The following is a 26,089-nucleotide window of genomic DNA, read 5'->3' as shown; positions in this document are numbered from 1 at the left end:
TCAGGAAGGCCCGATCAGAACGGGATATCGTCGTCGAAGCTATCGTAGTTCGGCGCTGGCTGGGCCGCAGGTTGCGGTGCCGGGCGCGACTCACGCGGCGCTTGTTGCTCGCGCTGCTGAGGTGCCGGACGCTGTTGACGTGGGGCGGAATCGCCACCGCCATTGTCCGGACGGCCGCCGAGCAATTGCATGGTGCCGTTGATGTCGACCACGATTTCGGTGGTGTAGCGTTTTACGCCGTCTTTTTCCCACTCGCGGGTTTGCAGCTTGCCTTCGATGTACACCTGCGAACCTTTGCGCAGGTATTCGCCGGCGATTTCAGCGACTTTGCCGAACAGGGCAACACGGTGCCATTCGGTTTTTTCGACTTTCTGCCCGCTCTGCTTGTCGGTCCACTGCTCGCTGGTAGCCAGGCTCAGGTTGGTGACCGCGTTGCCGTTCGGCATGTAGCGTGTTTCCGGGTCCTGGCCGCAGGTTCCGACCAGAATGACTTTGTTAACCCCACGGGCCATAACGTTCTCCTAGGTATCGGCACGCGCTTCGAGCAAGGCGTCGAGCGCTGAGCGATCCAATTGTTCGGAATCCAATTTGATATAGATGGCGGCTTCGTCGGCCACCACCACTGCATCCGTTACTCCGGCCACCGCCAAGAGGCGCTCTACCAGGCCAGCATCACGCACCGCGGCGGGTGAAAGTGGCAAGCGCAGGCTGGTGACATACGGAGGTTCGCGCATAGTAACAGCAATGATCAACCAGAGCCCACAGAGCGCAGCACATCCCAGAAAGACGGTATTCAGACCACCATGCTGGAACAACCAGCCACCGAGAATGCCACCCAAGGCGGCGCCGAGGAACTGGCTGGTGGAGTAAACCCCCATCGCCGTACCCTTGCCACCCGCCGGCGACACCTTGCTGATCAACGACGGCAGCGACGCTTCCAGCAGGTTGAACGCGGTAAAGAACACGATGGTGCCGACCAACAGCTCATGCAGGGTGCCGTCCGTCAGCCAGAAGAACACTTCACAGCCCAGCAGTACCGCCACCGCGCCGGACAGAACGCGCTTCATCTGGCGCTTTTTCTCGGCATAAATAATGAAAGGGATCATGGCGAAGAATCCGACCAGCAGCGCGGTCAGATACACCCACCAATGCTGCTCTTTGGGCAACCCGCCACGTTCCACCAGTGCCAGCGGCAAGGCGACGAAGCTGGACATCAAAACCGCATGCAGCACGAAGATGCCCAGGTTCAGGCGCAACAGGTCCGGATGCCGCAGGGTGCGCCCCAGGGCCTCCTTGGCCACCCCCGACTCACGGTGCTGCAACGGCCCGGCCGAACGCGGCACCCACCAGGCCACCAGGGCGATACCCACCAGGGCCATGCCCGCGGTAGCGAGGAATAGGCCGGACAGCCCGAAAGCACGGGTCAGCAACGGCCCCACCACCATGGCCACGGCGAACGACAGGCCGATGCTCATGCCGATCATGGCCATGGCTTTGGTGCGATGTTGTTCGCGGGTCAGGTCGGATAGCAGCGCCATCACCGCCGCGGAGATTGCTCCGGCACCCTGCAACACGCGCCCGGCGATCACGCCCCAGATCGAGTCGGCATTGGCCGCCAGCAAGCTGCCCGCGGCAAAAATGATCAGCCCCACATAGATGACCGGGCGGCGGCCGATGCGATCGGAGATGACGCCAAAGGGTATCTGCAACACGGCCTGGGTCAGCCCGTAGGCACCAATGGCCAGACCGATCAGTGCCGGCGTCGCGCCAGCCAGGTCCATGCCGTAGGTGGCCAGCACCGGCAGGACCATGAACATACCAAGCATTCGGAACGCAAAGACCAGCGACAACCCACTTGCTGCGCGGGTTTCACTGCCACTCATGCGTTCGCTGTGCGGATCGTGCATGGAAGTACCTCAAGAAAATGCGCGCCGATTCTAGCAGCCCCCATTCAGCCCCGCACAGGCGTGACGCTTTGCCGCTGGCTTGACAAGGCCCGTATACTCATCGGTTTTCGCCCGCCATGCGAGGCCGCAGTGGACAAGATCCTGATTCGTGGGGCACGAACCCACAACCTGAAGAACATCGACCTGACCCTGCCACGGGACAAATTGATCGTTATCACCGGCCTGTCCGGCTCGGGGAAATCTTCCCTGGCCTTCGACACCCTGTACGCCGAAGGTCAGCGCCGCTACGTCGAATCGCTGTCGGCCTATGCCCGGCAGTTTCTGTCGATGATGGAAAAGCCCGACGTCGACACCATCGAAGGCCTGTCGCCGGCGATTTCCATCGAGCAGAAATCCACCTCGCACAACCCGCGTTCAACTGTCGGCACTATCACCGAAATCTACGACTACCTGCGCCTGCTCTATGCCCGCGTGGGTACGCCGCGTTGCCCGGACCACGATCTGCCGCTGGAAGCGCAGACCGTCAGTCAGATGGTCGACCAGGTATTGGCCCTGCCGGAAGGCAAAAAGCTGATGCTGCTGGCACCGATCATTCGCGAGCGCAAAGGCGAGCACCTGGCGGTGTTCGACGAGCTGCGCGCCCAGGGCTTCGTGCGCGTGCGGGTCAACGGCAAGCTCTATGAACTGGACGAGCTGCCCAAGCTGGATAAACAGAAGAAGCACTCGATCGACGCCGTGGTCGACCGCTTCAAAGCCCGTGGCGACTTGCAGCAACGCCTGGCGGAGTCCTTCGAAACCGCGCTGAAGCTAGCCGACGGCTTGGCGTTCGTCGCCCCGATGGACGATGAAGAAGGCGAAGAGATGGTGTTCTCCGCGCGCTTCGCCTGCCCGGTGTGCGGCCACTCGATCAGCGAGCTGGAACCCAAGCTGTTCTCCTTCAACAACCCCGCTGGTGCCTGCCCGACCTGCGATGGTCTGGGGGTCAAACAGTTCTTCGACACCAAGCGCCTGGTCAATGGCGAGCTGACCCTGGCCGAAGGCGCGATCCGCGGCTGGGACCGGCGCAACGTCTATTACTTCCAGATGCTCGGCTCGCTGGCCAGCCACTTTGGTTTCAGCCTGGACGAGCCGTTCGACAGCCTTAGCGCCGAACACAAGAAAGTCATCCTCACTGGCAGCGGCAGCGCCAATGTCGACTTCCGCTACTTGAACGACCGTGGCGATATCGTCAAACGCGCCCACCCGTTCGAGGGCATCGTGCCGAACCTGGAGCGCCGCTATCGGGAAACCGAATCCACCACCGTGCGCGAAGAGCTGGCCAAGTTCCTCAGCACCCAGCCGTGCCCGGACTGCCGCGGCACCCGCCTGCGCCGCGAAGCCCGCCATGTGTTCGTCGGCGAGCGCAATCTGCCAGCCGTCAGCGGCCTGCCGATTGGCGATGCCACCGAGTACTTCGGCAGCCTGGCCCTGACCGGGCGCAAGGGCGAGATCGCCGAAAAGATCCTCAAGGAAATCCGTGAGCGCCTGCAGTTTCTGGTCAACGTCGGCCTCGACTACCTGACCCTGGACCGCAGCGCCGACACCCTGTCCGGCGGTGAAGCCCAGCGTATCCGTCTGGCCAGCCAGATCGGCGCCGGCCTGGTAGGCGTCATGTATATCCTCGACGAACCCTCCATCGGCCTGCACCAGCGCGACAACGAGCGCCTGCTGGGCACCCTGCGCCACCTGCGTGATATCGGTAACACGGTGATCGTGGTCGAGCACGACGAAGACGCCATCCGCATGGCCGACTACGTGGTCGATATCGGCCCTGGCGCGGGCGTGCATGGCGGCAATATCGTTGCCGAAGGCACTGCCGCCGAAGTCATGGCCCACCCGGATTCGCTGACCGGCAAGTACCTGTCCGGTCGCGTGAAAATCCAGTACCCGGCCAAACGCACACCGCGGGACAAGAAGCTGTCGCTCAAGCTCAAAGGTGCGCGCGGCAACAACCTGCGCAATGTCGACCTGGAAATTCCGATTGGCCTGCTGACCTGCATCACCGGCGTATCCGGCTCGGGCAAGTCGACCCTGATCAACAACACCCTGTTCCCCCTGAGCGCCACCGCGCTGAACGGTGCCACCACCCTGGAAGCTGCGGCCCACGACAGCATCGACGGTCTGCAGCACCTGGATAAAGTGGTGGATATCGACCAGAGCCCCATCGGTCGTACTCCACGCTCCAACCCGGCAACCTACACCGGGCTGTTCACCCCGATTCGTGAGCTGTTTGCCGGCGTGCCGGAAGCCCGCTCGCGCGGCTACGGGCCGGGGCGCTTCTCCTTCAACGTCAAGGGCGGGCGCTGCGAGGCCTGCCAGGGTGATGGCCTGATCAAGGTGGAGATGCACTTTCTGCCGGACATCTACGTGCCCTGCGACGTGTGCAAGAGCAAGCGCTACAACCGCGAAACCCTGGAAATCAAATACAAGGGCAAGAGCATCCACGAAGTGCTGGAAATGACCATCGAAGAAGCGCGCCCGTTCTTCGATGCCGTGCCGGCGCTGTCGCGCAAGCTGCAAACCCTGGTGGATGTCGGCCTGTCCTATATCAAGCTGGGGCAGTCGGCCACCACCCTGTCCGGCGGTGAGGCGCAGCGGGTCAAGCTGTCGCGCGAGCTGTCCAAGCGCGATACCGGCAAGACCCTGTATATCCTCGACGAACCCACCACCGGCCTGCACTTTGCCGATATCCAGCAACTGCTCGACGTGCTCCACCGTTTGCGCGACCACGGCAATACGGTGGTGGTGATCGAGCACAACCTGGATGTGATCAAGACTGCCGACTGGCTGGTGGACCTCGGCCCCGAGGGTGGATCACGCGGCGGGCAGATCATTGCCGTCGGCACCCCGGAAGAAGTCGCCGAAATGCCGCAATCCCACACTGGCTACTTCCTCAAGCCACTGCTGGAACGCGACAAGGCCTGACTTCAAGCCAATAAAAAACCGGGCCAGGTGCCCGGTTTTTTATTGGCTACTCGATCTGTAGGAGCGGCTTCAGCCGCGATGCTTTTTAAGGTCACAAGCATCGCGGCTAAAGCCGCTCCTACGGACGGTGATCGGCTTACGCTTGCCCGTCACGATCGCGGTAGCCGAGCAGGTAGAGCACGCCATCCAGCCCCAGGGTGGAAATCGCCTGTTTGGCCGATTGCTTCACCAGCGGCTTGGCGCGGAACGCCACACCCAGACCGGCAATCGCCAGCATCGGCAGGTCGTTGGCACCGTCGCCCACGGCGATGGTCTGCTCCAGACTCACGCCTTCCTGTTCCGCCAGCTGGCGCAGCAAGTCGGCTTTGCGCTGGGCATCGACGATAGGTTCGATGGCCACGCCCGTCAGCTTGCCGTCTTCAATCTGCAGTTCATTGGCGAACACATAATCGATGCCCAGCTTGGCTTGCAACTGTTTGGCGAAGTAGCTGAAGCCGCCGGACAGAATCGCGGTCTTGTAGCCCAGGCGTTTCAGTTCGACGAACAGGGTCTCGGCACCCTCGGTCAGGCGCAACGCAGCGCCGATGGCAGCCAGTTCACTTTCCGGCAGACCTTTGAGCAAGGCCAGGCGCTCCTTGAAGCTGGCGCGGAAATCCAGTTCGCCGCGCATGGCGCGCTCAGTGATTTCCGATACTTTCTCGCCAACGCCAGCGACCTTGGCCAGTTCATCGATCACTTCGGCTTCGATCAGCGTCGAGTCCATGTCGAACACCGCCAGGCGGCGGTTGCGACGAAATACCGAGTCCTGCTGGAAAGCGATATCGACGTTCAGCTCCTGAGCCACGCTGAGGAATTCGGCACGCAGGGCCACCGGATCGGCCGGCTCGCCACGCACGGAAAACTCGATGCAGCCCTTGCTCTGGTCGGCCGGGGTATCCAGCGGCATGCGCCCGGAAAGGCGGTCGATATGGTCGATATTCAGGGCGTACTTGGCGGTGATCGAACTGACGCGCTGCAGCTGCTCGGCAGTCACTCGGCGGGTCAGCAGGGTAACGATGTGCCGGGACTTGCCCTGCCCGCTTACCCAGTGCTGGTAGTCCGCTTCGGAAATAGGGGTAAAACGCACCTGCTGATCGAGCTTGTAGGCGGTGAACAGCACGTCCTTGAGCACCACGGAGCCCTGCTCGGTGCCGGGAATCTCCACCAGAATGCCGAACGACAGGGTGTTGTGGATTACGGCCTGGCCGATGTCGAGGATATTCACCCCGCCTTGCGCCAGCACGCCGGTAATGGCAGCGGTAAGGCCCGGGCGATCTTCGCCGGTGATATTGATCAGAACGATTTCGCGCAAGGCGGACCTCCACAGGGCACGGCAAAAGCACCGGCGCAGCGCCGGGGGTGATGAAAAGGCGCACATTCTAACCACTTTCGCCGCTATACGGGCATGCGCGCGCTTTGCCCACCCCCATGCCCTCGTTATACTGCGCGGCAATTCCATTCGAGAAGAGCCGCGCTCTGTGAACCGGCCCGCGCCCGTAAAACCCGACAATTTCTTCCTCCTCATCTTCCACGCGCTGCGTCAGCGTCGCGTGCCGCTGGCGTTGCGCATTGCCAGCCACAGCCTGCTGCTGGTGGCGGCGGCCCTGGTGATCTACGCCCTGGTGATGGGCATGCAGTTCAAACAGGCCATGCAACAGCAGGCCGATGCCCTGGGCCAGAGCCTGACCACCCAGACGGCTGCCTCGGCCACCGAACTGTTGGTGTCCAACGACATCCTCAGCCTCAACGTACTGCTCAATAACCTGGTGAAGAACCCGTTGGTGGCGCATGCCGCCATCTACAGCGTGGACAACCGCATCCTCGCCGAAGCCGGCTCGCGTCCGACACAAAGCATGCTCGGCGAAACCGAAGGCCTGTATTCCACCCCCATCACCTTCCAGGAAGTGATCGCCGGCCACCTGCGCATCAGCCTGGATATGCAGCAATTCCAGCAGCCGATGACCATCAGCCTGCAGAGCATGGGCTTGCTCAGCCTGATTCTGCTGGCCCTGACCTTGAGCCTGAGCCTGCGCCTGGGTCGGCATATCTCCACGCCGCTGATGCAACTGCGGGTGTGGCTGCGCGACCCGGATGACCCGGCCCCCGGTGCCGGGCGCAATGACGAGATCGGTGACCTGGCCCGCCAGCTGCAATCGCGCCTGGTGCCGGAAAAGCCCAAACCCGTAGCACCGCCGGAGCCTGAGTACGTCGAAGACGAGTACGAAGACGACGAGCAGCCCTTCGCCGAAGACCAGGAACCTGACTTCGAAGAGGGCGAAGAAGAGCCCGAATTCGAAGTGCGCGACCTGCGTGATGACAGCTACGACAGCGACGATGACGCCACCCTTGAGCGGCCACGCCGCGTGCAGTCGCCGTTGCGGGTCAAGCCAATCCAGGCACCGCTGGACGAAGATGATCCGTTCGCCGACCTGCAGGATCCGGTGCTCGACGTTGAAGAAGACGACTACGAACCCGAACGGAACCAGCCGGAAAAGAGCGCCGTACTGGCCATTCAGCTGGGTGCCCAGGAGCAACTGCGCCGCCTGCCCCGCGCCCGTTTGATGGACCTGTTGCAACGCTATCGCGACTGCCTGGACCAGGCCGCCGCCCTGTACAGCGGCGTGCTGCACACCCTCAAGGACGGCAGCAGCCTGATGCTGTTCAACAGTGACGACAGCGGTGAGGACTACCTGACCCACGCCATCTGCTGCGGCGAACTGATGCGTGCACTCGGCCATCAATTGCAGATCGAAGTGGCCGACAGTGGCATCACCCTGCAACTGCAGCTTGGCCTGACTGCCGGCGAAGAGCTCGGCGACCTCAGCCAGGGTGACCTGCTGCTCAGCGACACCGCCCTGGATGCCCTGGCCCTGTCGCAACACAGCCGCAATCTGCTGTTGGTAGAACGCAGCATTGGCGACGACCCGCTGCTGCGCCAACGGGTGCGCATCCGCCCCATCGCCAGCCCGGAAGGTGCCTGCTGCGTTGAGCGTCTGCTGGAGCCTTATCCATCGCTGCTGGAACGCCAACTGGCGCGCATGCACGAACAACCCGCCCGCCCTTGACCACATTAATCACCCATCCGCTGCCCGTCCTGGCCATTGGTCTGGCCCTGGGCAGCCGGGTAATCCCGCCCCGCCTGCTGATCGCCGGCATGCTCGCCGCCTGTTTGCCGGATGCCGATGTGCTGGCGTTCAAATTCGGCATCGCCTACGCCGACAGCTTTGGCCATCGCGGTGCCAGCCACTCGCTAGCCTTCGCTGCCCTGATGGGGGTGCTTGGTCTGCTGTTCGCGCCGTTGCTCAACAGTGGCCGAATCAAAGCCGGCATCTGGCTGGCCCTGGCCGCCGCGTCCCATAGCGTGCTGGATGCGCTCACCAATGGTGGCCTCGGCGTGGCCTGGTTGTGGCCATGGAGCGAACAGCGCTTCTTCCTACCGTGGCGACCGATTGCGGTCTCGCCGTTTATCAACGGCTTTTTCAGTGAGCGTGGGTTGGCGGTGTTGGCCAGCGAAGCGCGCTGGGTATGGCTCCCTTGCGCAGCCATCGCCGTGCTTGGCATCGCCGCCCGCAAGACATTCAAGCGTTAACCGTCGTCCCAGCGCAGGCTGGGACCCAGACTCTCGAACCGAACCTCAATACCGAACCCGCCGCGGCATTCTGGGTCCCAGCCTTCGCTGGGACGACAGTGGAAAAACCAAGATCTCAGTCAACACCCCTAACGGCATCGCCGCCCGCATGACAATCAAGCCTTAACGCCTCCACACCGTCGTCCCAGCGCAAGCTGGGACCCAGACTCTCGAACCGAACCTCAATACCGAGCCCGCCGCGGCATTCTGGGTCCCAGCCTTCGCTGGGACGACAGTGGACAAACGCATATCTCAGCCAACAAAAAGCCCCGCCAAGTGCGGGGCTTTTTGTTGGGCGGGCCGATCAATAATCCGGTTTGGCGCTCAGGTTCTGTTCAGCCGACTTGGCCAGATCTGGCGGCAGGAAGTCTTTGTCCGGGTTGTAGTCGGGCTTGAGGAAACGCGCCAGAGCTTCCAGATCCGCCGGGCTCAGAGTACCGGCAGCCTGTTTCAGGCGCAGGTTGTCGAGGATGTAGTCGTAACGGGCGTTGTTGTAGTTACGCACCGAGCTGTACAGCTGACGCTGGGCATCAAGCACATCGACGATATTGCGGGTACCGACCTGGTAGCCAATCTCGGTGGCTTCCAGGGCGCTCTGGTTGGAAATGATCGACTGTTTGCGCGCCTGTACGGTTTCCACATCGGTGTTCACCGCGCGGTGCAGGTTGCGGGTGTTTTCCACCACCTGACGACGCAGGCCTTCGCGCTGCTGCTCGATCTGGTTCAGGCGCTGGTACGACTCACGCACCTGGGAGCTGGTGAGCCCGCCACTGAAAATCGGGATATTCAATTGCAGGCCGATGCTGCGCTGCTCGACATCGCCGTTGTAACGCGGCGTACCCGGGGTGCCGCTGTTCACGTAACCCAGATTGTCGTTGTCGCCGCGCTGGTATTGCGCCACGGCATCGACCGTCGGCGCGTGGCCGGCCTTGCGTTGACGCAAGACTTCTTCTGCCGCGTCCACGGCGAAGTTGCTGGCTTGCAGATTGAGGTTCTGCTGCGCGGCAGTGTCTACCCAGGCCTTGGCGTCGTTCGGGGTGGGTGCCAGTACCGGCAGGGTGTGGCGAATGCCTTCAACCGAGTTGTAGTCGCGGTTGGTCAGGGTGATCAAGGCCTGGAAGGCGTCGTCCACCGAGCGCTGGGCAAGAATACGGTTGGCGCGGGCGGTGTCGAAGCTGGCTTGGGCTTCGAGCACATCGGTCTTGTCCGAGAGGCCCACATCGAAACGCTCATTGGCTTGGTCCAGTTGACGCTGGAAAGCGGCTTCTTCGGCCTTGGTCGAGGCCAGGTTGTCCTGGGCGCGCAGCACCGCGAAGTAGGATTCGGCACTTTGCAGAATCAGGTTCTGTTCGGTGGCCGACAGCTCCAGCGCAGCTTGTTCGCTGGTCGCTTCAGCAGCCTTGAGCTGGAACCAGCGATCGGCACGGAACACCGGTTGGCTCAAGGTGGCCTGGTAGAGAATGCCACTGCGGTCCATGCGCGGGTCACCCATATTGGTGCGCACCTTGGTTTCGCTGTCGCTCATATTGGCACCACCGGAAATGTTCGGCAGCAGCCCGGCACGGGCTTGCGGAACGACTTCCTTGCGGGCCAGGTAATCGGCGTGGGCGGCCGCCAGATCGGCGTTGTTGTTGACCGCTTCCTGGTAAACGCTGACGAGGTCGGTCTTGGTCGACAGGGGAGCTTCCGCTGCCCAGGCAGCGCCGCTTGAGGCTGAAGCCACGGCAAGTGCCAGGGAAAGTCTGCGCAGCATGCTAATCATCCTAATTGGTGTGGCCCCTGAACCTGCGGCAGTGGGGCGGTGATGGGCAAGGCTAAGGGGCGCGGTGATAGGGGTCAAGCGCCCTGACAGCGCCGTGAGTGTAGTTTGCGACAAGCTATGTTGCCTGCTCGCAACAATCCCTTTGCAACGCTGCGCCCGCCGTCATATTTCGACGCGCGGGTCGGGCTTTTTTGACTTTGGGGTTGGTTTTCCCCCGGCCCTTGTTTAGAGTGGCCGGGTTCTTGTCGGGGTGCCTTGAGTGAAAGGCTGAGATCGGTAAATCCGGATCCCGTTGAACCTGATCAGGTTAACGCCTGCGTAGGGAACAAGATTGCTCGCCTGCCGTCTGTTTGCGAGTCCTCTGGCACCGGTCCCGGTGCACCTCCGTCCCTATCAGGCTCACTCCGACAATCCCGTTCAGGATGACGTTGGAGAGCCTTGATGAGCACCACAAAACAACTAAAAAATTTGAGCGAAAGCGCTCAGGTCGATCAGCAATCAGTACAACCTTTCCCTCGCTCGCAGAAGATTTATGTACAGGGTTCACGCCCTGATATTCGCGTGCCGATGCGCGAGATCAGCCTCGACGTTACCCCCACCGATTTTTCAGGGACAAAGAGCGGTGGCGAGATCAACGCCCCGGTGCTGGTGTACGACACCTCCGGCCCCTACACCGACCCCACCGTACAGATCGACGTGCGCAACGGCCTGGCCGATATCCGCTCGCCATGGATCGACGCCCGCGGCGACACCGAGCGCCTGCCCGGCCTCAGCTCGCACTTCGGCCAGGAGCGCCTGAGCAACCCCGAACTCACCGCCATGCGTTTTGCCCACGTGCGCAACCCGCGCCGCGCCAAGCCCGGTGCCAATGTCAGCCAGATGCACTACGCGCGTCAGGGCATCATTACTCCGGAGATGGAGTTCGTCGCGATCCGCGAGAACATGAAGCTCCAGGAACACCGCGCCGCCGGCCTGCTCGACCAGCAGCACCCGGGCCACAGCTTCGGCGCCAGCATTCCGAAAGAGATCACCGCCGAGTTCGTCCGCGAGGAAATCGCCCGCGGCCGCGCCATCATCCCGGCCAACATCAACCACACGGAGCTGGAGCCGATGATCATCGGCCGCAACTTCCTGGTGAAGATCAACGGCAATATCGGCAACAGCGCCCTGGGCTCCTCTATTGAAGAAGAAGTGGCCAAGCTGACCTGGGGCATTCGCTGGGGCTCGGACACGGTGATGGACCTCTCCACCGGCAAACATATTCACGAAACCCGCGAGTGGATCATCCGCAACTCGCCGGTACCCATCGGCACCGTGCCCATCTACCAGGCCCTGGAAAAAGTCGGCGGCGTCGCCGAAGACCTGACCTGGGAGCTGTTCCGCGACACCCTGATCGAACAGGCCGAACAGGGCGTGGATTACTTCACCATCCATGCCGGCGTATTGCTGCGCTATGTGCCGCTGACCGCCAAGCGCGTGACCGGCATCGTGTCCCGTGGTGGTTCGATCATGGCCAAGTGGTGCCTGGCGCACCATAAAGAGAACTTCCTCTATACGCACTTCGATGACATCTGCGAAATCATGAAGGCCTACGACGTGTCCTTCTCCCTGGGTGACGGCCTGCGCCCCGGCTCGATTGCCGACGCCAACGACGCCGCGCAATTCGGCGAGCTGGAAACCCTTGGCGAGCTGACCAAGATCGCCTGGAAGCACGACGTGCAATGCATGATCGAAGGCCCCGGCCATGTGCCGATGCAGCTGATCAAAGAGAACATGGACAAGCAGCTGGAGTGCTGTGACGAGGCGCCCTTCTATACCCTCGGCCCACTGACCACCGACATCGCACCGGGCTACGACCACATCACCTCGGGCATCGGTGCGGCGATGATCGGCTGGTTCGGCTGCGCCATGCTCTGCTATGTCACACCCAAGGAACATCTGGGGTTGCCGAACAAGGATGACGTCAAGACCGGGATCATCACCTACAAGATCGCCGCCCATGCCGCCGACCTTGCCAAGGGCCATCCAGGTGCCCAGATCCGCGACAACGCCCTCTCCAAGGCGCGCTTCGAATTCCGCTGGGAAGACCAGTTCAACCTGGGCCTGGACCCGGATACCGCACGGGCTTACCACGATGAAACCCTGCCCAAGGACTCGGCCAAGGTCGCGCATTTCTGCTCCATGTGCGGACCGAAATTCTGCTCGATGAAGATCACCCAGGAAGTGCGCGAATACGCCGCCAACCAGCGCATTGAGGCGGTGGATGTCGATATCGCGCAAGGGCTGCGCGAACAGGCCGAGCGCTTCAGGCACGAAGGCAGTCAGCTGTACAAGAAGGTCTAGCGCCCCGCTATCCCTGTAGGAGCGACTTCAGCCGCGATGCTCTTGATCTTGCAAAGCATCGCGGCTGAAGCCGCTCCTACAGGGAACTCGAGCACCTCACTAACAACGCCACCCCGAGAACCAAACGCGTGAACACTCCCAGCACTTATTCCCCCGATCTCGCCGTCCCCGCCAGCAAGCGCGTGTTCGGTGCGCGTGATCTGTTTTCCCTGTGGTTCTCTCTAGGCATCGGCCTGATGGTGCTGCAAACCGGTGCCCTGCTCGCCCCCGGCCTGGGCCTGGCGTTCGGTCTGCTGGCCATCGCCCTGGGCACCGCCGTTGGCGTATTGCTGCTGGCAGCGGTCGGTGTAATCGGCAGCGACACCGGCCTGGCCTCGATGGCCGCGATCAAACTCAGCCTGGGTAACTACGGGGCCAGCCTGCCGGCGGTGCTCAACCTGTTGCAGCTGATCGGCTGGGGCGCGTTCGAAATCATCGTGATGCGCGATGCCGCCAGCCTGCTGGCCGCCCGTGTATTTGGCGAAGAAAGCCTGTGGACCCAGCCGCTGCTCTGGACCCTACTGTTCGGCGCGCTGGCCACCCTGCTGGCGGTCACCGGGCCGCTGACCTTTGTGCGGCAGATCCTGCGCAAGTGGGGGATCTGGCTGCTGCTCGCCGCCTGCGTATGGCTGACCTGGAACCTGTTTGCCAAAGCCGACCTGGCCACCCTCTGGGCCCAGCGTGGCGATGGCTCACTGCCGTTTGCCCTGGGTTTCGATATCGCCATCGCCATGCCGCTGTCCTGGCTGCCGCTGATTGCCGACTACTCACGCTTTGGCAAACGCGCCGGTAGCGTATTCACCGGCACCGCACTGGGCTTCTTTATTGGCAATCTGTGGCTGATGGGCCTGGGCGTGGCGTACACCCTGGCGTTCGCACCCAGCGGTGAGGTGAATGCCCTGCTGCTGGCCCTGGCCGGTGCCGGTCTGGGGATTCCATTGCTGCTGATTTTGCTCGATGAATCGGAAAACGCCTTTGCCGATATTCACTCGGCGGCGGTTTCCAGCGGCACGCTGTTGAAACTGAAAGTGGAGCACCTGGCCCTGGCCATCGGTGCCATCTGCACTCTGATCGCCTGCCTGGCACCGCTGGCGCAGTACCAGAACTTTCTGCTGCTGATCGGTTCGGTGTTTGCGCCGCTGTTTGGCGTGGTGCTGGTGGATCACTTTGTTCTGCGTCGCCGCCAGGCTGTGGTCATGCACCATGCCTTGCGCTGGTCAGCGCTGTTTGCCTGGGCGGGCGGTGTGGCGACCTATCACCTGCTGGCCAATTTCTACCCGGAACTGGGCGCGACCTTGCCGGCATTGATTCTGGCGGGGCTGTTGCAGTTCGGCTTGGGGAATCTTGGCGCAAGGGCCAAGTCAGCTGCAGCCCAGGCTTAAATAAGGCCCATAGGAGCGGCTTCAGCGGCGATGCTTTTTTAAGATCAAGTGCATCGCGGCTGAAGCCGCTCCTACGCAACAGCTAACCGCGACCAGGGAAGTATTGGGGTTTGATGATGCCGTTCAAGCGCGGATAGGGAATCTTCAACTCCGGATGCCCAGAGGAATACGGTGCAATGCTGTACACGTCGTACATCAGGCTCACCGCGCCAAAGGTCAGGCCGATATTGTCGGTGCGCTGGAATGGCCAGGTCTTGATGAACTCGGGGTCTTCGTCCAGCTTGTTGGCCGCGATCCAGCCCTTGTGCGCCAACTCGGCCGCTTGCCAGAAGGCTGCCTCCTGGCCGGGGATAAGCATGTCCTGCAGGGTCAGTACCTTGTGCAGTTTGCGGTCGTAGTTGAGCAACTGCCGGCCCGGCATACCGTGGGCACCGCCGGTGAACAAGTAACTGGACAGCTCGATGATCACCAGGCCGTCATGCTGCTCGCGTACCTTGGCCTGCAGATAACTCGACCAGCCCGGTTCAGCACTCTGCAGAAAACCCTTTTCGTAGCTTTGCAGGGTGGCCGGCACGGTGCCATCCGGGGTGTTGACGGTCATTTGCCGCAGGCGCTGGTCGATCAGCGCGGTCAGTTGCGGTTCGTCGGCAAAGCTTACGGTGTCGATATTGACCAGCGGGCAATCGCTGCCCTGGCAAGCGGCTTGGGTGTGTTCCCAGGCGGTGCGTTTGACGTCCAGTTTGTCCGTGAAGTCCGGCTGGAACAGACTGGCGCAGCCGCCCAACAACAGAGCCAGAGCGAGCGGCGTACAGGCTTTCAACAGAGGCATGGCATTCCTTGGCGATCAGATTTCGGTACGGGTGAAATACAGCGGGTGTCGGCCTTCGACTGCCGATACCCCCATGAGTTCGGGCTTTCTGGCTTTTGCCCGGGCAGCTATCCTCGCAGCCCGTCGGCATTCTTGAAAGTGGCTGCGGCGCTCGCCGAGGCAAGCTAGGATGACAGCAATCGACGTTTCAGCAACGAATGGGTAACCGATGACCAAGACCTTCACACCAGGCCCGGATGACGTAGAGATCCTCGAGCGGGAAAACTGCTTCAGTGGTTTCTACAAGGTCGACCGCCTGCACCTGCGCCATCGCCAGTTCGCTGGCGACATGGGCCCGAAAATCAGCCGCGAGCTGTTCGTGCGCCATGACGCGGTCTGTGTGTTGCCCTACGACGCCAAGAGCGACAACGTGGTGCTGATCGAACAGTTCCGCGTCGGCGCCATGACCAAAGGCGTCAACCCCTGGCTGCTGGAACTGGTGGCCGGTCTGATCGACAAAGATGAACAACCCGAAGAAGTCGCCCGTCGCGAGGCGGTGGAAGAAGCCAACCTGCAACTGGGTGCCCTGTGGCCACTGCCCTCCTACTTCCCCTCCCCGGGCGGTTCGGACGAACAGGTCTACCTCTATGTTGGCCGCTGTGACAGCACCGGTGCTGGCGGCGTGCACGGGCTGGCCGAGGAAGGCGAAGACATTCGCGTGCATGTGCTGCCGTTCGAAGACGCCCTGGCGGCGGTTCGTGACGGACGTATCTGCAACGCGGCAAGTATCATTGCCATCCAGTGGCTGGCACTCAACCGTGCCGAAGTGAGGGGAATGTGGGCGTAACCCTGCTGCGCGAGCGTTACCGCGTCGACCTGATCGAGCTGCAAGCGGCGTGCGAGGCCAACTATGCACGGCTGATGCGCCTGCTGCCGGCCATGCGCGATGCGCAAGGTTCGCGGCGCGTAGCCCTGAGCCAGGGCGAACGGTTGCTCGGCGTACTGGCGCTGGATGTGGTCGAAGCCTGTCCGTATACCACCACCTTGAAGGTGCGCCAGGAACACAGCCTGCCCTGGCTGCCCGTGCCGCAACTGGAGGTGCGGGTGTACCACGACGCGCGCATGGCCGAGGTGGTCAGCGCGGAAAATGCCCGGCGTTTTCGCAGTATTTATCCGTATCCGAATGCCGCTATGCATCAGCCGGATGAGAAAACTCAGCTGAACTTATTCCTGGGGGAATGGCTCAGTCATTGTCTGGCCTGTGGCCACGAACTGGAGCCTGTACGTTAGGAAAGCCCCTGCGTCTAGGCCAGGCAGAGACTTTCGCTATTGTCTATTTTCGCCAATCCAGCGCCCTAACTGTGATCCATGCCCATATCGCGCCTTTACCGGTAGCGTCCTAAACAACCATAATTCTCACCAAACCGCTCAAGGAGACGGCCTTGCCGAGCTCGTCCATTCCCTCTGCTGATTCGTCGGTGCTGCTGGTGCAGCTGTCCGACAGCCACCTATTTGCAGAAGCGGACGGCAAACTGCTGGGCATGGATACCCGCGACAGCCTGGAAAAGGTCGTCGAACGGGTGCAACGCGAGCAGCCGCAGATCGACCTGATGCTGGCCACCGGCGACCTGTCTCAGGACGGCACGTTGGAGTCCTACCAGCGTTTTCGTGAGATGACCGCAGTGCTGCCCGGCGCAGCACGTTGGTTCCCTGGTAACCACGATGAAGTACCGGTGATGCAGCAAGCCTGCGCCGGTAGCGAGTTGCTGGAACCCGTGCTGGACCTGGGCAATTGGCGCATCACCGTGCTCGACTCGTCGATTCCGGGTGCCGTACCGGGCTACCTCGAAGAGTCGCAATTGAACCTGCTGGTCAATGCCCTGAGCGAAGCGCCGGAGCGTCATCACCTGGTGTGTTTCCACCATCACCCGGTGTCCATCGGTTGCCGCTGGATGGAACCCATCGGCCTGCGCAACCCCGATGAACTGTTCGCCGTGCTCGACCGCTTCCCGCAAGTACGCGCCGTGCTGTGGGGGCATATCCACCAGGAATTCGACCAGATGCGCAACGGCGTGCGCCTGCTGGCCTCGCCCTCCACCTGTGTGCAATTCGCGCCGGGCAGCGAAGAGTTTCAGGTCGACGACACCGCCCCTGGCTACCGCTGGCTGCGTCTGCATGATGATGGGCGCCTGGAGACCGGAGTCTCGCGCGTCACCGGTATTCATTTCGTGGTCGACTACAGCATCAAAGGTTATTAAGTAGGCTGGGTTGAGCGCAGCGAAGCCCAACGAAGTCGCGCACGGCTCGTTGGGCTTCGCTGCGTTCAACCCAACCTACCGCTCTTCTTTGCTAAAGTGCGCCGCTACGGTTTTATGGAGTCGCCCGCGTGCTGACCGACACCCCCACCCTTCTTTATATACATGGCCTCAACAGTTCGCCGCTGTCGCAGAAAGCCAGCCAGTTGAGCGCCGTGTTCCAGCGCCTGGGCTGGGCCGAACAGCTGCGCGTACCGGCGCTGCATCACCACCCGCGCCAGGCCATTGCCCAGTTGGATGAAGCCATTGCCGAGCTCGGCAGCCCGGTGCTGGTCGGCAGCTCCCTTGGCGGCTACTATGCCACCCACCTGGCCGCGCGCCATGGCCTGAAGGCGCTGGTGATCAACCCGGCGGTCAACCCACACCGGCTGTTCGCCGGCCATCTGGGCCCCCAGACCAACCATTACACCGGTGAAACCTGGGAACTGACCCTCGACCACGTCAACGCCCTGGCCGAGCTGGAAGTGCCGGCCCCAGCCGACCCCGCGCGCTATCAGGTGTGGTTGCAGACGGCCGACGAAACCCTTGATTATCGCCATGCCCAGACCTTCTACCAGGGCTGCGCGCTGCGTATCCAGGCCGGTGGTGACCATGGCTTCCAGGGTTTCGCCCAGCGTCTGCCGGCCCTGCTGGCATTTGCCGGGTTTGCTTCGAGCACCTGGCGTGATTTCGATTTTTCCGACATTTAACGACTGACGAACGAGACCCCATGGCCCAGCAAGGTTCTAGCTCTTACAACGCAGACGCCATCGAAGTCCTCTCCGGCCTCGATCCGGTGCGCAAGCGCCCGGGCATGTACACCGATACCAGCCGTCCCAACCACCTGGCCCAGGAAGTGATCGACAACAGCGTCGACGAAGCCCTGGCCGGTCACGCCAAATCGGTGCAGGTGATCCTGCACGAAGACAACTCCCTGGAAGTCTGCGACGACGGCCGTGGCATGCCGGTGGATATCCACCCCGAAGAAGGCGTGCCGGGGGTTGAGCTGATCCTCACCAAGCTGCATGCCGGCGGCAAGTTCTCCAACAAGAACTACCAGTTCTCCGGCGGTCTGCACGGCGTGGGCATTTCGGTGGTCAACGCCCTGTCCACCAGCGTCGAAGTACGCGTTAAACGCGACGGCAACGAATACCGCATGACCTTCGCTGACGGCTACAAAGCCAGCGACCTGGAAGTGATCGGCACCGTCGGCAAGCGCAACACCGGCACCAGCGTGCACTTCTGGCCCGACGCCAAGTATTTCGACTCGCACAAATTCTCCGTCAGTCGCCTCAAGCACGTGCTCAAGGCCAAGGCCGTGCTGTGCCCGGGCCTGGCGGTCAGCTTCGAAGACAAAGCCAGCGGCGAGAAGGTCGAGTGGCACTACGAAGACGGCCTGCGCTCCTACCTGGCCGATTCGGTGGCCGAGGTCGAGCGCCTGCCCAACGAACCGTTCTGCGGCAGCCTGGCCGGTAATAAAGAAGCCGTGGACTGGGCCCTGCTGTGGCTGCCCGAAGGCGGCGAAAGCGTGCAGGAAAGCTACGTCAACCTGATCCCCACCGCGCAAGGCGGCACCCACGTCAACGGCCTGCGTCAGGGCCTGCTGGATGCCATGCGCGAGTTCTGCGAATTCCGTAGCCTGCTGCCGCGCGGCGTGAAGCTGGCACCGGAAGACGTGTGGGAACGCATTGCCTTTGTGCTGTCGATGAAGATGCAGGAGCCGCAATTCTCTGGGCAGACCAAAGAGCGCCTGTCCTCGCGCGAAGCCTCGGCATTCGTTTCCGGGGTAGTCAAAGATGCCTTTAGTCTGTGGCTGAACCAGCACCCGGAACTGGGCCTGCAACTGGCCGAACTGGCCATCAGCAACGCCGGCCGCCGCCTGAAAGCGGGCAAGAAAGTCGAACGCAAACGCATTACCCAGGGCCCGGCCCTGCCCGGCAAACTGGCCGACTGTGCCGGCCAGGACCCGATGCGTTCGGAGCTGTTCCTGGTCGAAGGTGACTCCGCCGGCGGCTCGGCCAAACAGGCGCGGGACAAAGAGTTCCAGGCCATCCTGCCGTTGCGCGGCAAGATTCTGAACACCTGGGAAGTCGATGGCGGCGAAGTACTGGCCAGCCAGGAAGTGCATAACATCGCCGTGGCCATTGGCGTCGACCCCGGTGCCGCCGACCTCAGCCAATTGCGCTACGGCAAGATCTGCATCCTCGCCGACGCCGACTCCGATGGTCTGCACATTGCCACCTTGCTCTGCGCCCTGTTCGTGCGCCACTTCCGCGCCCTGGTGGATGCCGGTCATGTGTATGTGGCCATGCCGCCGCTGTACCGCATCGACCTGGGCAAGGAGATTTTCTACGCCCTCGACGAAGGCGAACGCGATGGCATCCTCGACCGCCTGGTGGCCGAGAAAAAACGCGGCAAGCCGCAGGTCACCCGCTTTAAAGGCCTGGGTGAGATGAACCCGCCGCAACTGCGCGAAACCACCATGGACCCCAACACCCGCCGCCTGGTGCAACTGACCCTGGAAGATTTCGAGATGACCCAGGAGCTGATGGACATGCTGCTGGCGAAAAAACGCGCAGGTGATCGCAAAACCTGGCTGGAATCCAAAGGCGACCTGGCCGAGGTTCTGGCTTGATGCGCCAGCTGTTCGCAGCCCTGCTGCTGATAGCTGCTCCCGCGTTGACGCTGACCTACCCCATGACGGCAGCGGCCGGTTCGGCGAGCAAACCGCAGCCAGTGGTGGCCATGGACAGCGCTGTGGACGAAAGGGCGCCTGTGCCGCAACCGCCGTTCGAAGAGCTCAAGCTGCTCAGCGAACAGGTGGTGGACGGCATGCCCACGGGCAACCTCTCCGGCCTGGCCTGGTGCGGCGACGCGCTATGGACGGTGTCGGACCGCGATGACGATCGGCTGTACCGCCTGTCCGCCAATGGCGCGGTGCTGAATGCCGAAGTCGAAGTGTTCCAGGCCCCACCACCCCCGCAAAGCCCGCTGCCCTGGGGGGTGCGCGTGCGTAACTGGCTGTCCGGGCTTACCCGCGGCGGCGCTCTGGATTTCGAAGGCCTCAGCTGCGACGCCAAAGGCAACCGCTATCTGGTCAGTGAAGCCACTTCGGCGGTGCTGATGATTCCGCCCGCGGGCAGTGGCGAATGGCTCAACCTGCCCGCCAGCCTGGTCAGCCAGGCCCGGGCCAGTGGCATGTTGCTGCACTTCAATGCGCTGTTCGAAGGCCTGGTGGTCGACGCCAAGGGCGACCGCCTGTGGCTGGCGGCCGAGCGTGAGCGCCGTGGCCTGCTGGTGCTGCACAAAATCAACGGCAGCTGGAAATGTGCCGGCGGCTGCGTGCTGATGAGCGAAGGCGGCGATGAACTGCCACCGCCGCAGATGGGCACTAAACCCATGCCCAAAGACTTCAGCGACATCGCCTTCTACAAAGGCCACCTGTACACCCTGGAGCGCCTGGCCCACCAGATTTGCCGGCGCGCCGCCGATACCGGTGAGGCCGAGCACTGCTGGTCGTTCGCCAATGAAGCGCTGACCGACGCCCGCAAGTACGACGAGCCCTGGGGCATGGCCGAGGCCCTGACCATCGACGAAAAAGGCGCATGGATCGGCGTCGACAACGGTAACAAGGCCCGTGGCGATGGCGAAGACCGCCCGATTGTCTGGCGCTTCGCCGCGCCGGCCGCCGGCTGGAGCGCCAAGCCGTGAGCCAGCAGACCGTCGGCCGACGTGCCGGACGCGTGATGTGGGTGCTGTTCTGGGGCGCAGGTTTGGCGCTGGCCACGCACTTCTTCGGCCAGTGGGAAGAGAAAAAGCACAACCCCAATCAGGTGCCGACCTCCTCCCATGGCCAAGGCTTTATCGAGGTGCGTCTGGCGGGCAATGGCCAGGGGCATTTTCTCTCCACCGGCGCCATCAACGGCAGCACCGTGCTATTTATGCTCGACACCGGCGCTACCGATGTAGCGATCCCGGCCGGCATCGCCGAGAGCCTCAAGCTCGAACGCGGCGCGCCGGTTACCTTGAGCACTGCCAACGGCATGAGCAGCGGCTACCGGACCCAGATCGACAGCCTGCAATTGGGCGAGATCGTTCTGCATAACGTGCGCGCCATCGTCGCGCCCGGCATGCAGGGCGATGAAGTGCTACTCGGCATGAGTGCACTCAAACAACTGGAATTCACCCAGCGCGACGGCACCCTGGTGCTGCGCCAGACCACCAAACAATGAGGCACGCATGAGCGACTCTCTAGACCTGAGCCTGGACGGCGTGGAGCGGCGCTCCCTGGCCGACTTCACCGAGCAGGCCTACCTGAACTACTCCATGTACGTGATCATGGACCGTGCCCTGCCGCACATTGGCGACGGCCTCAAACCGGTACAGCGGCGCATCATTTACGCCATGAGCGAGCTGGGCCTGGACGCCGATTCCAAGCACAAGAAATCGGCGCGTACTGTCGGTGACGTACTGGGTAAGTTCCACCCCCACGGCGACTCGGCGTGCTACGAGGCCATGGTGCTGATGGCCCAACCATTCAGCTACCGCTACACCCTGGTCGACGGCCAGGGTAACTGGGGTGCGCCGGACGATCCGAAATCCTTCGCCGCCATGCGTTACACCGAAGCGCGCCTGTCGCGCTACTCGGAAGTGTTGCTGACTGAACTGGGCCAGGGCACCGCCGACTGGGTACCGAACTTCGACGGCACCCTGGATGAACCGGCGGTATTGCCGGCACGCCTGCCCAACCTGCTGCTCAACGGCACCACCGGTATCGCCGTGGGCATGGCCACCGACGTACCGCCGCATAACCTGCGCGAAGTGGCCAGCGCCTGCGTGCGTTTGCTGGACGAACCGAAAGCGACCGTTGAAGAGCTGTGTGAACACGTCCTCGGCCCGGACTATCCGACCGAAGCCGAAGTGATCACCCCACGTGCCGACCTGCTGAAAATCTACGAAACCGGCAAGGGCTCGGTGCGTATGCGCGCCGTGTACCGCGTGGAAGACGGCGACGTCGTGATCACCGCGCTGCCGCACCAGGTGTCCGGGGCCAAGGTGCTGGAACAGATCGCCGGGCAGATGCAGGCGAAAAAGCTGCCGATGGTGGCCGACCTGCGCGACGAATCGGACCACGAACACCCGTGCCGCATCGTCATCATTCCGCGCTCCAACCGCATCGATGCCGACGAACTGATGCAACACCTGTTCGCCACCACCGAGCTGGAATCCAGCTACCGGGTGAACATCAATATCATCGGCCTGGACGGCAAACCGCAGGTGAAAAACCTGCGCGAGCTGCTCAGCGAGTGGCTGGCGTTCCGCATCGGCACCGTGCGTCGTCGCCTGCAGTTCCGCCTGGACAAGGTCGAGCGCCGCCTGCACCTGTTGGATGGTTTGCTGATCGCCTTCCTCAACCTGGATGAAGTGATCCATATCATCCGCACCGAGGAGCACCCCAAGTCGGTGCTGATGGAGCGTTTTGCCCTCACCGATATTCAGGCCGACTACATCCTCGACACCCGCCTGCGTCAGCTGGCGCGCCTGGAAGAAATGAAAATCCGTGGTGAGCAGGAAGAGCTCGCCAAGGAACAGGCCAAGCTGCAGGCCCTGCTGGGCAGCGAAAGCAAACTGCGCAAGCTGGTGCGCAGCGAGCTGATCGCCGATGCCGAAACCTATGGCGACGACCGCCGCTCGCCCATCGTCGCGCGCGCCGAAGCCAAGGCCCTGTCGGAAACCGAACTGATGCCGACCGAACCGGTCACCGTGGTGATCTCGGAAAAAGGCTGGGTACGTTGCGCCAAGGGCCACGATATCGACGCCACCGGCCTCTCCTACAAAGCCGGAGATGAATTCAAAGCCTCGGCACCGGGACGCTCGAACCAGTACGCGGTGTTTATCGACTCCACCGGGCGCAGCTACTCACTGGCGGCACATTCGCTGCCCTCGGCCCGCGGCCAGGGCGAGCCGCTGACCGGGCGCCTGACGCCGCCACCGGGTGCCAACTTCGAATGCGTGCTGCTGCCGGATGACGAGGCACTGTTCGTGATCGCTTCCGACGCCGGCTACGGCTTCGTGGTCAAAGGCGAAGATCTGCAAGCCAAGAACAAGGCCGGCAAGGCCCTGCTCAGCCTGCCCAACGGTGCCAAGGTGCTGCTCCCGCAGGCCGTGGCCAACCGCGAGGAAGACTGGCTGGCCGCAGTGACCACCGAAGGCCGCCTGCTGCTGTTCAAGGTCAGCGACCTGCCGCAACTGGGGAAAGGCAAAGGCAACAAGATCATCGGCGTGCCCGGTGATCGCGTGGCCAGCCGCGAAGAGTTCGTCACCGGTCTGGCGGTGCTTCCAACGGGTGCCACTCTGGTACTACAGGCCGGCAAACGCACCCTGTCGCTGAAAGCCGATGATCTGGAGCACTACAAAGGCGAACGCGGCCGGCGCGGCAACAAACTGCCCCGCGGCTTCCAGCGTGTGGATGGTTTGCTGGTCGAGGGCTAAACCGCACGAACGGCGCGCACTACCGCTTGAAGCGCGCCGTTCGCGGCCAGATCCGACCGTTTCGCCGGCCGCGAGCGCTCTGCCGTGTGGCTCCGACGCACGCCGTAACGCTCGCAAGGCTGGAGTCATCGGCAGCTTTGTCGGATGATAGCCGGCCTTAACCCAGTGTTTTGACTGCAAGTGGCCCCTGCGCCGCTGCCTGGATGAGATAGATGATTTCCTTGCGAATTCCCTCGCTGCTGTTGCTGACCAGCCTCTTGAGCATGGTCGGTTGCGTCGCCCAACCACCGGTGACGCTGTACCAACTGGACAGCGGCAACCCGAAAATGCCCGTCGCCAATAAAGGCGTGGCCGTTTTATTGGGCCCGGTGTCCATCGCCGACTACCTGCAACAACAAACCCTGCTGCAACGCCAGCAAGATGGCAGCCTGACCCCGGCCCCCGAAGCCCGCTGGGCCGGCACCCTGGGTGCCGATATCGACCAGGTGCTGCTGCGCCAACTGGCCTCGCGTCTGGAAACTCAGCGGCTGGTGATGGCCCCTGGCGCGGCGGGTTTTATCCCTGACGTGCAAGTGGAACTCACCATCAGCCGCATGGACTCGGGCCCGCTGCAACCGGCGGTGCTGGATGCGCAATGGCGCTTGCTGGACCGTCGCGGGCAGTTGCGTGACAGCCGTCTGATTCATCTCGAAGAGCCCCATCAGGGCAACTCGGCCGATCAGGTGCGCGCCCAGAGTGTGATTCTGCGTCGCCTGGCGGAGCAGTTGGCGATGGCAATCAAACCGCTTTCCGAGCAGCCGATTGCTGAAGAGACCCGTAAGCCGGCAGCAGCGCCAGCACCGGCCAAGACACCGGAGCCACCGCAGATTCCGAAGGCAGCACCGGTTCGGCAACAGACGGAAGTGTTTCGCTTCTGACCTGCATAAAAAAACCGCTCATCCGAGCGGTTTTTTTATGGGCTGCGAAACGCATCGCAGCTGACGCTGCCGCTTTTGGGTGCCGTTTACCGCATGCGCGGATAGATCTGTTTCGCGCCTTGCGCGCGACTCACTTTTTGCCAGTCGCCGGAATGCCGGACCAGGCTAAAAGTAAGGGCTTCACCTCGACTGGCCAGTGAGGCAAGCCATCACCCGAGCAACTTACCCAAGCCTTCCAGCAACCGCTCCAACGCCCCCTGATTGCGCTGCATCACTGCAGCCCCCGCCGCCCGCATCTGTTCGGCCGCTTCGGGTTTCTGCCACAGCTCATTCACTACCGCCGCCAACTGCTGCGCATTAGCCACTTCGCGCAACGCCCCCGCCTCGCGCAATTGCGCGGCAATATCGAGGAAGTTGAACAGATGCGGCCCGGCCAGCACCGGCTTGCCCAGCGCCGCCGGCTCCAACAGGTTATGCCCGCCATTGGCCACCAGGCTGCCGCCCACCAAGGCGATATCGGCCAGTGCGTAAAGAAACAGCAGCTCGCCCATGGTGTCGCCGAGCAGCACTTGGGTGGTGTCGTTAACGGGCGCGGCGGTGGAACGACGCACGGTGTTCAGGCCGATCCGGCCGCACAGTTCGAACACGCTGTTGAAGCGCTCGGGATGGCGCGGTACCAGGATCAGCAACGCCTCTGGATGGCGGGTCAGCAGTTGCTGGTGCGCGGCCAGGATGATTTCGTCTTCACCGGCATGGGTGCTGGCAGCGATCCAAACCGGGCGCGTGCCGATCTGCCATTCGGTGCGCAAGGCGGCTGCGCGCTGCAGCAGTTCGGCGTCGATGCTCAGGTCGAATTTGATCGAGCCGGTCACGCTGACGCATTCAGGCCGCGCGCCCAGGCTACGGAAACGCTCGGCTTCGGTCTCGGTCTGTACCGCCAGCAAGCTCATTTCCGCCAGCATGGGTGCCGTCAGCTTGGCGAAGCGCGCATAGCCCCGCGCCGAGCGCTCGGACAACCGCCCATTGGCCAGCGCCATCGGAATTCCGCGCTTGGCGCATTGGTGAATATGGTTGGGCCACAGCTCGGTTTCCATGATCACCGCCAGCTTGGGCTGTACACGGCGCAGAAAGCGCGCGGCGGCCCAGGGCAAGTCGTATGGCAGGTAACAATGCTGAATCAGGGTATCGCCGGCAAACAGCGCCTGAATACGCTCGGAGCCGGTGGGGGTCATGCAGGTGACGGTGATCGGCAGCTGTGGATAACGCGCCCGCAACGCGCGAATCATCGGCGCGGCGGCAATGCTTTCGCCCACCGACACCGCATGCACCCAGATACCACCTGGCTGCAGCGGCGGCAGGCCGAAGGCGAAACGCTCGCCAATGCGCTGACCATAGGCCGGCGCTTTGCGTGCGCGCAGAAACAGACGCAGCGCAATCAGCGGCAGGCCCAGGTGAAACAGCAAGGTATAGAGGGTTCGATTCATGCGCCGCAGTTTACTGAGTTCAGCAACGGG

20 protein-coding genes and 1 riboswitch are annotated in these 26,089 nt (G+C 62.7%); of the genes, 14 read left to right on the top strand and 6 right to left on the bottom strand.

Going from position 1 to position 26,089, the window contains the following annotated elements; all coding sequences use genetic code 11:
• Positions 1-14: 14 nt before the first annotated feature.
• Together ACVW0Y_RS03575 and ACVW0Y_RS03570 are read right to left on the bottom strand one after the other, a co-directional pair.
• Complete coding sequence (locus ACVW0Y_RS03575) at positions 15-512, bottom strand: single-stranded DNA-binding protein (protein ID WP_108096341.1); 498 nt, start codon at positions 510-512, stop codon at positions 15-17.
• Positions 513-521: 9 nt separating this feature from the next.
• The gene (locus ACVW0Y_RS03570) at positions 522-1,907 is read right to left on the bottom strand and encodes an MFS transporter (protein ID WP_457436099.1); all 1,386 of its coding nucleotides are present in this window, start codon (positions 1,905-1,907) and stop codon (positions 522-524) included.
• A 129-nt stretch (positions 1,908-2,036) separates the two neighbouring features.
• Here ACVW0Y_RS03570 and uvrA point away from each other — a divergent pair, with 129 nt between their 5' ends.
• The gene (gene uvrA, locus ACVW0Y_RS03565) at positions 2,037-4,871 is read left to right on the top strand and encodes an excinuclease ABC subunit UvrA (RefSeq protein ID WP_457436098.1); all 2,835 of its coding nucleotides are present in this window, start codon (positions 2,037-2,039) and stop codon (positions 4,869-4,871) included.
• A 136-nt stretch (positions 4,872-5,007) separates the two neighbouring features.
• Here the strand turns inward: uvrA and serB are convergent, their stop codons facing one another.
• Positions 5,008-6,222, bottom strand: a complete 1,215-nt coding sequence (gene serB, locus ACVW0Y_RS03560; RefSeq protein WP_457436097.1) for a phosphoserine phosphatase SerB — start codon at positions 6,220-6,222, stop codon at positions 5,008-5,010.
• A 166-nt stretch (positions 6,223-6,388) separates the two neighbouring features.
• Between serB and ACVW0Y_RS03555 the strand changes: the two genes are divergently transcribed.
• Both ACVW0Y_RS03555 and ACVW0Y_RS03550 read left to right on the top strand, forming a co-directional pair.
• On the top strand, positions 6,389-7,975 hold the full coding sequence (locus ACVW0Y_RS03555) for an AhpA/YtjB family protein (protein ID WP_457436096.1): 1,587 nt from the start codon (positions 6,389-6,391) through the stop codon (positions 7,973-7,975).
• Positions 7,972-8,499: a metal-dependent hydrolase gene (locus tag ACVW0Y_RS03550; RefSeq protein WP_457436095.1), complete on the top strand. Its 528-nt coding sequence runs from the start codon at positions 7,972-7,974 to the stop codon at positions 8,497-8,499. The genes ACVW0Y_RS03555 and ACVW0Y_RS03550 overlap by 4 nt, the downstream gene beginning before the upstream one ends.
• 343 nt (positions 8,500-8,842) lie before the next feature.
• Here the strand turns inward: ACVW0Y_RS03550 and ACVW0Y_RS03545 are convergent, their stop codons facing one another.
• The gene (locus ACVW0Y_RS03545; RefSeq protein ID WP_457436094.1) at positions 8,843-10,291 is read right to left on the bottom strand and encodes a TolC family outer membrane protein; all 1,449 of its coding nucleotides are present in this window, start codon (positions 10,289-10,291) and stop codon (positions 8,843-8,845) included.
• A gap of 245 nt (positions 10,292-10,536) precedes the next feature.
• Positions 10,537-10,642, top strand: a riboswitch (TPP riboswitch).
• Between the two features lie 99 nt (positions 10,643-10,741).
• Here ACVW0Y_RS03545 and thiC point away from each other — a divergent pair.
• Complete coding sequence (thiC, locus tag ACVW0Y_RS03540; protein WP_457436092.1) at positions 10,742-12,643, top strand: phosphomethylpyrimidine synthase ThiC; 1,902 nt, start codon at positions 10,742-10,744, stop codon at positions 12,641-12,643.
• A 128-nt stretch (positions 12,644-12,771) separates the two neighbouring features.
• A complete protein-coding gene (gene cytX, locus ACVW0Y_RS03535; protein WP_457436091.1) occupies positions 12,772-14,064 on the top strand; it encodes a putative hydroxymethylpyrimidine transporter CytX in 1,293 nt (430 codons plus the stop codon).
• A gap of 82 nt (positions 14,065-14,146) precedes the next feature.
• Here cytX and ACVW0Y_RS03530 read toward each other — a convergent pair whose 3' ends face one another.
• Positions 14,147-14,893, bottom strand: coding sequence for an RsiV family protein (locus ACVW0Y_RS03530; RefSeq protein WP_457436089.1), 747 nt, complete (start codon positions 14,891-14,893; stop codon positions 14,147-14,149).
• Positions 14,894-15,101: 208 nt separating this feature from the next.
• On the opposite strand from ACVW0Y_RS03530, the gene ACVW0Y_RS03525 reads away from it, so the two are divergent.
• From ACVW0Y_RS03525 to ACVW0Y_RS03485, 9 genes are all read left to right on the top strand, one after another.
• The gene (locus ACVW0Y_RS03525) at positions 15,102-15,719 is read left to right on the top strand and encodes an NUDIX domain-containing protein (RefSeq protein WP_457436088.1); all 618 of its coding nucleotides are present in this window, start codon (positions 15,102-15,104) and stop codon (positions 15,717-15,719) included.
• The gene (locus ACVW0Y_RS03520; protein WP_457436087.1) at positions 15,710-16,162 is read left to right on the top strand and encodes a DUF1249 domain-containing protein; all 453 of its coding nucleotides are present in this window, start codon (positions 15,710-15,712) and stop codon (positions 16,160-16,162) included. Before ACVW0Y_RS03525 ends, ACVW0Y_RS03520 begins: the two co-directional genes overlap by 10 nt.
• Before the next feature lie 152 nt (positions 16,163-16,314).
• The gene (gene cpdA, locus ACVW0Y_RS03515; protein WP_457436085.1) at positions 16,315-17,130 is read left to right on the top strand and encodes a 3',5'-cyclic-AMP phosphodiesterase; all 816 of its coding nucleotides are present in this window, start codon (positions 16,315-16,317) and stop codon (positions 17,128-17,130) included.
• Between the two features lie 128 nt (positions 17,131-17,258).
• A complete protein-coding gene (locus tag ACVW0Y_RS03510) occupies positions 17,259-17,876 on the top strand; it encodes a YqiA/YcfP family alpha/beta fold hydrolase (RefSeq protein WP_457436084.1) in 618 nt (205 codons plus the stop codon).
• Positions 17,877-17,896: 20 nt separating this feature from the next.
• Positions 17,897-19,801: a DNA topoisomerase IV subunit B gene (parE, locus tag ACVW0Y_RS03505; RefSeq protein ID WP_457436083.1), complete on the top strand. Its 1,905-nt coding sequence runs from the start codon at positions 17,897-17,899 to the stop codon at positions 19,799-19,801.
• A 110-nt stretch (positions 19,802-19,911) separates the two neighbouring features.
• Positions 19,912-20,877 (top strand): esterase-like activity of phytase family protein, encoded by a 966-nt coding sequence (locus ACVW0Y_RS03500; protein WP_457436323.1) that lies wholly within the window; start codon positions 19,912-19,914, stop codon positions 20,875-20,877.
• Complete coding sequence (locus ACVW0Y_RS03495; RefSeq protein WP_457436081.1) at positions 20,874-21,398, top strand: retropepsin-like aspartic protease family protein; 525 nt, start codon at positions 20,874-20,876, stop codon at positions 21,396-21,398. Before ACVW0Y_RS03500 ends, ACVW0Y_RS03495 begins: the two co-directional genes overlap by 4 nt.
• A 7-nt stretch (positions 21,399-21,405) precedes the next feature.
• Positions 21,406-23,658 (top strand): DNA topoisomerase IV subunit A, encoded by a 2,253-nt coding sequence (gene parC / locus ACVW0Y_RS03490; RefSeq protein ID WP_457436079.1) that lies wholly within the window; start codon positions 21,406-21,408, stop codon positions 23,656-23,658.
• Between the two features lie 212 nt (positions 23,659-23,870).
• On the top strand, positions 23,871-24,575 hold the full coding sequence (locus ACVW0Y_RS03485) for a PqiC family protein (RefSeq protein ID WP_457436078.1): 705 nt from the start codon (positions 23,871-23,873) through the stop codon (positions 24,573-24,575).
• A 209-nt stretch (positions 24,576-24,784) separates the two neighbouring features.
• On the opposite strand, the gene waaA is transcribed toward ACVW0Y_RS03485, so the two are convergent.
• Complete coding sequence (waaA, locus tag ACVW0Y_RS03480; protein ID WP_457436076.1) at positions 24,785-26,059, bottom strand: lipid IV(A) 3-deoxy-D-manno-octulosonic acid transferase; 1,275 nt, start codon at positions 26,057-26,059, stop codon at positions 24,785-24,787.
• Between the last annotated feature and the right edge of the window lie 30 nt (positions 26,060-26,089).

Source organism: Pseudomonas sp. TE3786 (assembly GCF_054057335.1).
The sequence above is the reverse complement of the archived record's forward strand: the minus strand, read 5'-3'. Positions and strand labels throughout refer to the sequence as shown.

What these genes read in the sequence shown, in the direction of transcription:
- waaA (WP_457436076.1), bottom strand. Translation starts at nt 26,059, where the DNA reads ATGAATCGAACCCTCTATACCTTGCTGTTTCACCTGGGCCTGCCGCTG.
- ACVW0Y_RS03530 (WP_457436089.1), bottom strand. Translation starts at nt 14,893, where the DNA reads ATGCCTCTGTTGAAAGCCTGTACGCCGCTCGCTCTGGCTCTGTTGTTG.
- ACVW0Y_RS03525 (WP_457436088.1), top strand. Translation starts at nt 15,102, where the DNA reads ATGACCAAGACCTTCACACCAGGCCCGGATGACGTAGAGATCCTCGAG.
- ACVW0Y_RS03575 (WP_108096341.1), bottom strand. Translation starts at nt 512, where the DNA reads ATGGCCCGTGGGGTTAACAAAGTCATTCTGGTCGGAACCTGCGGCCAG.
- ACVW0Y_RS03570 (WP_457436099.1), bottom strand. Translation starts at nt 1,907, where the DNA reads ATGCACGATCCGCACAGCGAACGCATGAGTGGCAGTGAAACCCGCGCA.
- parE (WP_457436083.1), top strand. Translation starts at nt 17,897, where the DNA reads ATGGCCCAGCAAGGTTCTAGCTCTTACAACGCAGACGCCATCGAAGTC.
- ACVW0Y_RS03485 (WP_457436078.1), top strand. Translation starts at nt 23,871, where the DNA reads ATGATTTCCTTGCGAATTCCCTCGCTGCTGTTGCTGACCAGCCTCTTG.
- thiC (WP_457436092.1), top strand. Translation starts at nt 10,742, where the DNA reads ATGAGCACCACAAAACAACTAAAAAATTTGAGCGAAAGCGCTCAGGTC.
- ACVW0Y_RS03545 (WP_457436094.1), bottom strand. Translation starts at nt 10,291, where the DNA reads ATGCTGCGCAGACTTTCCCTGGCACTTGCCGTGGCTTCAGCCTCAAGC.
- parC (WP_457436079.1), top strand. Translation starts at nt 21,406, where the DNA reads ATGAGCGACTCTCTAGACCTGAGCCTGGACGGCGTGGAGCGGCGCTCC.
- ACVW0Y_RS03500 (WP_457436323.1), top strand. Translation starts at nt 19,912, where the DNA reads ATGGACAGCGCTGTGGACGAAAGGGCGCCTGTGCCGCAACCGCCGTTC.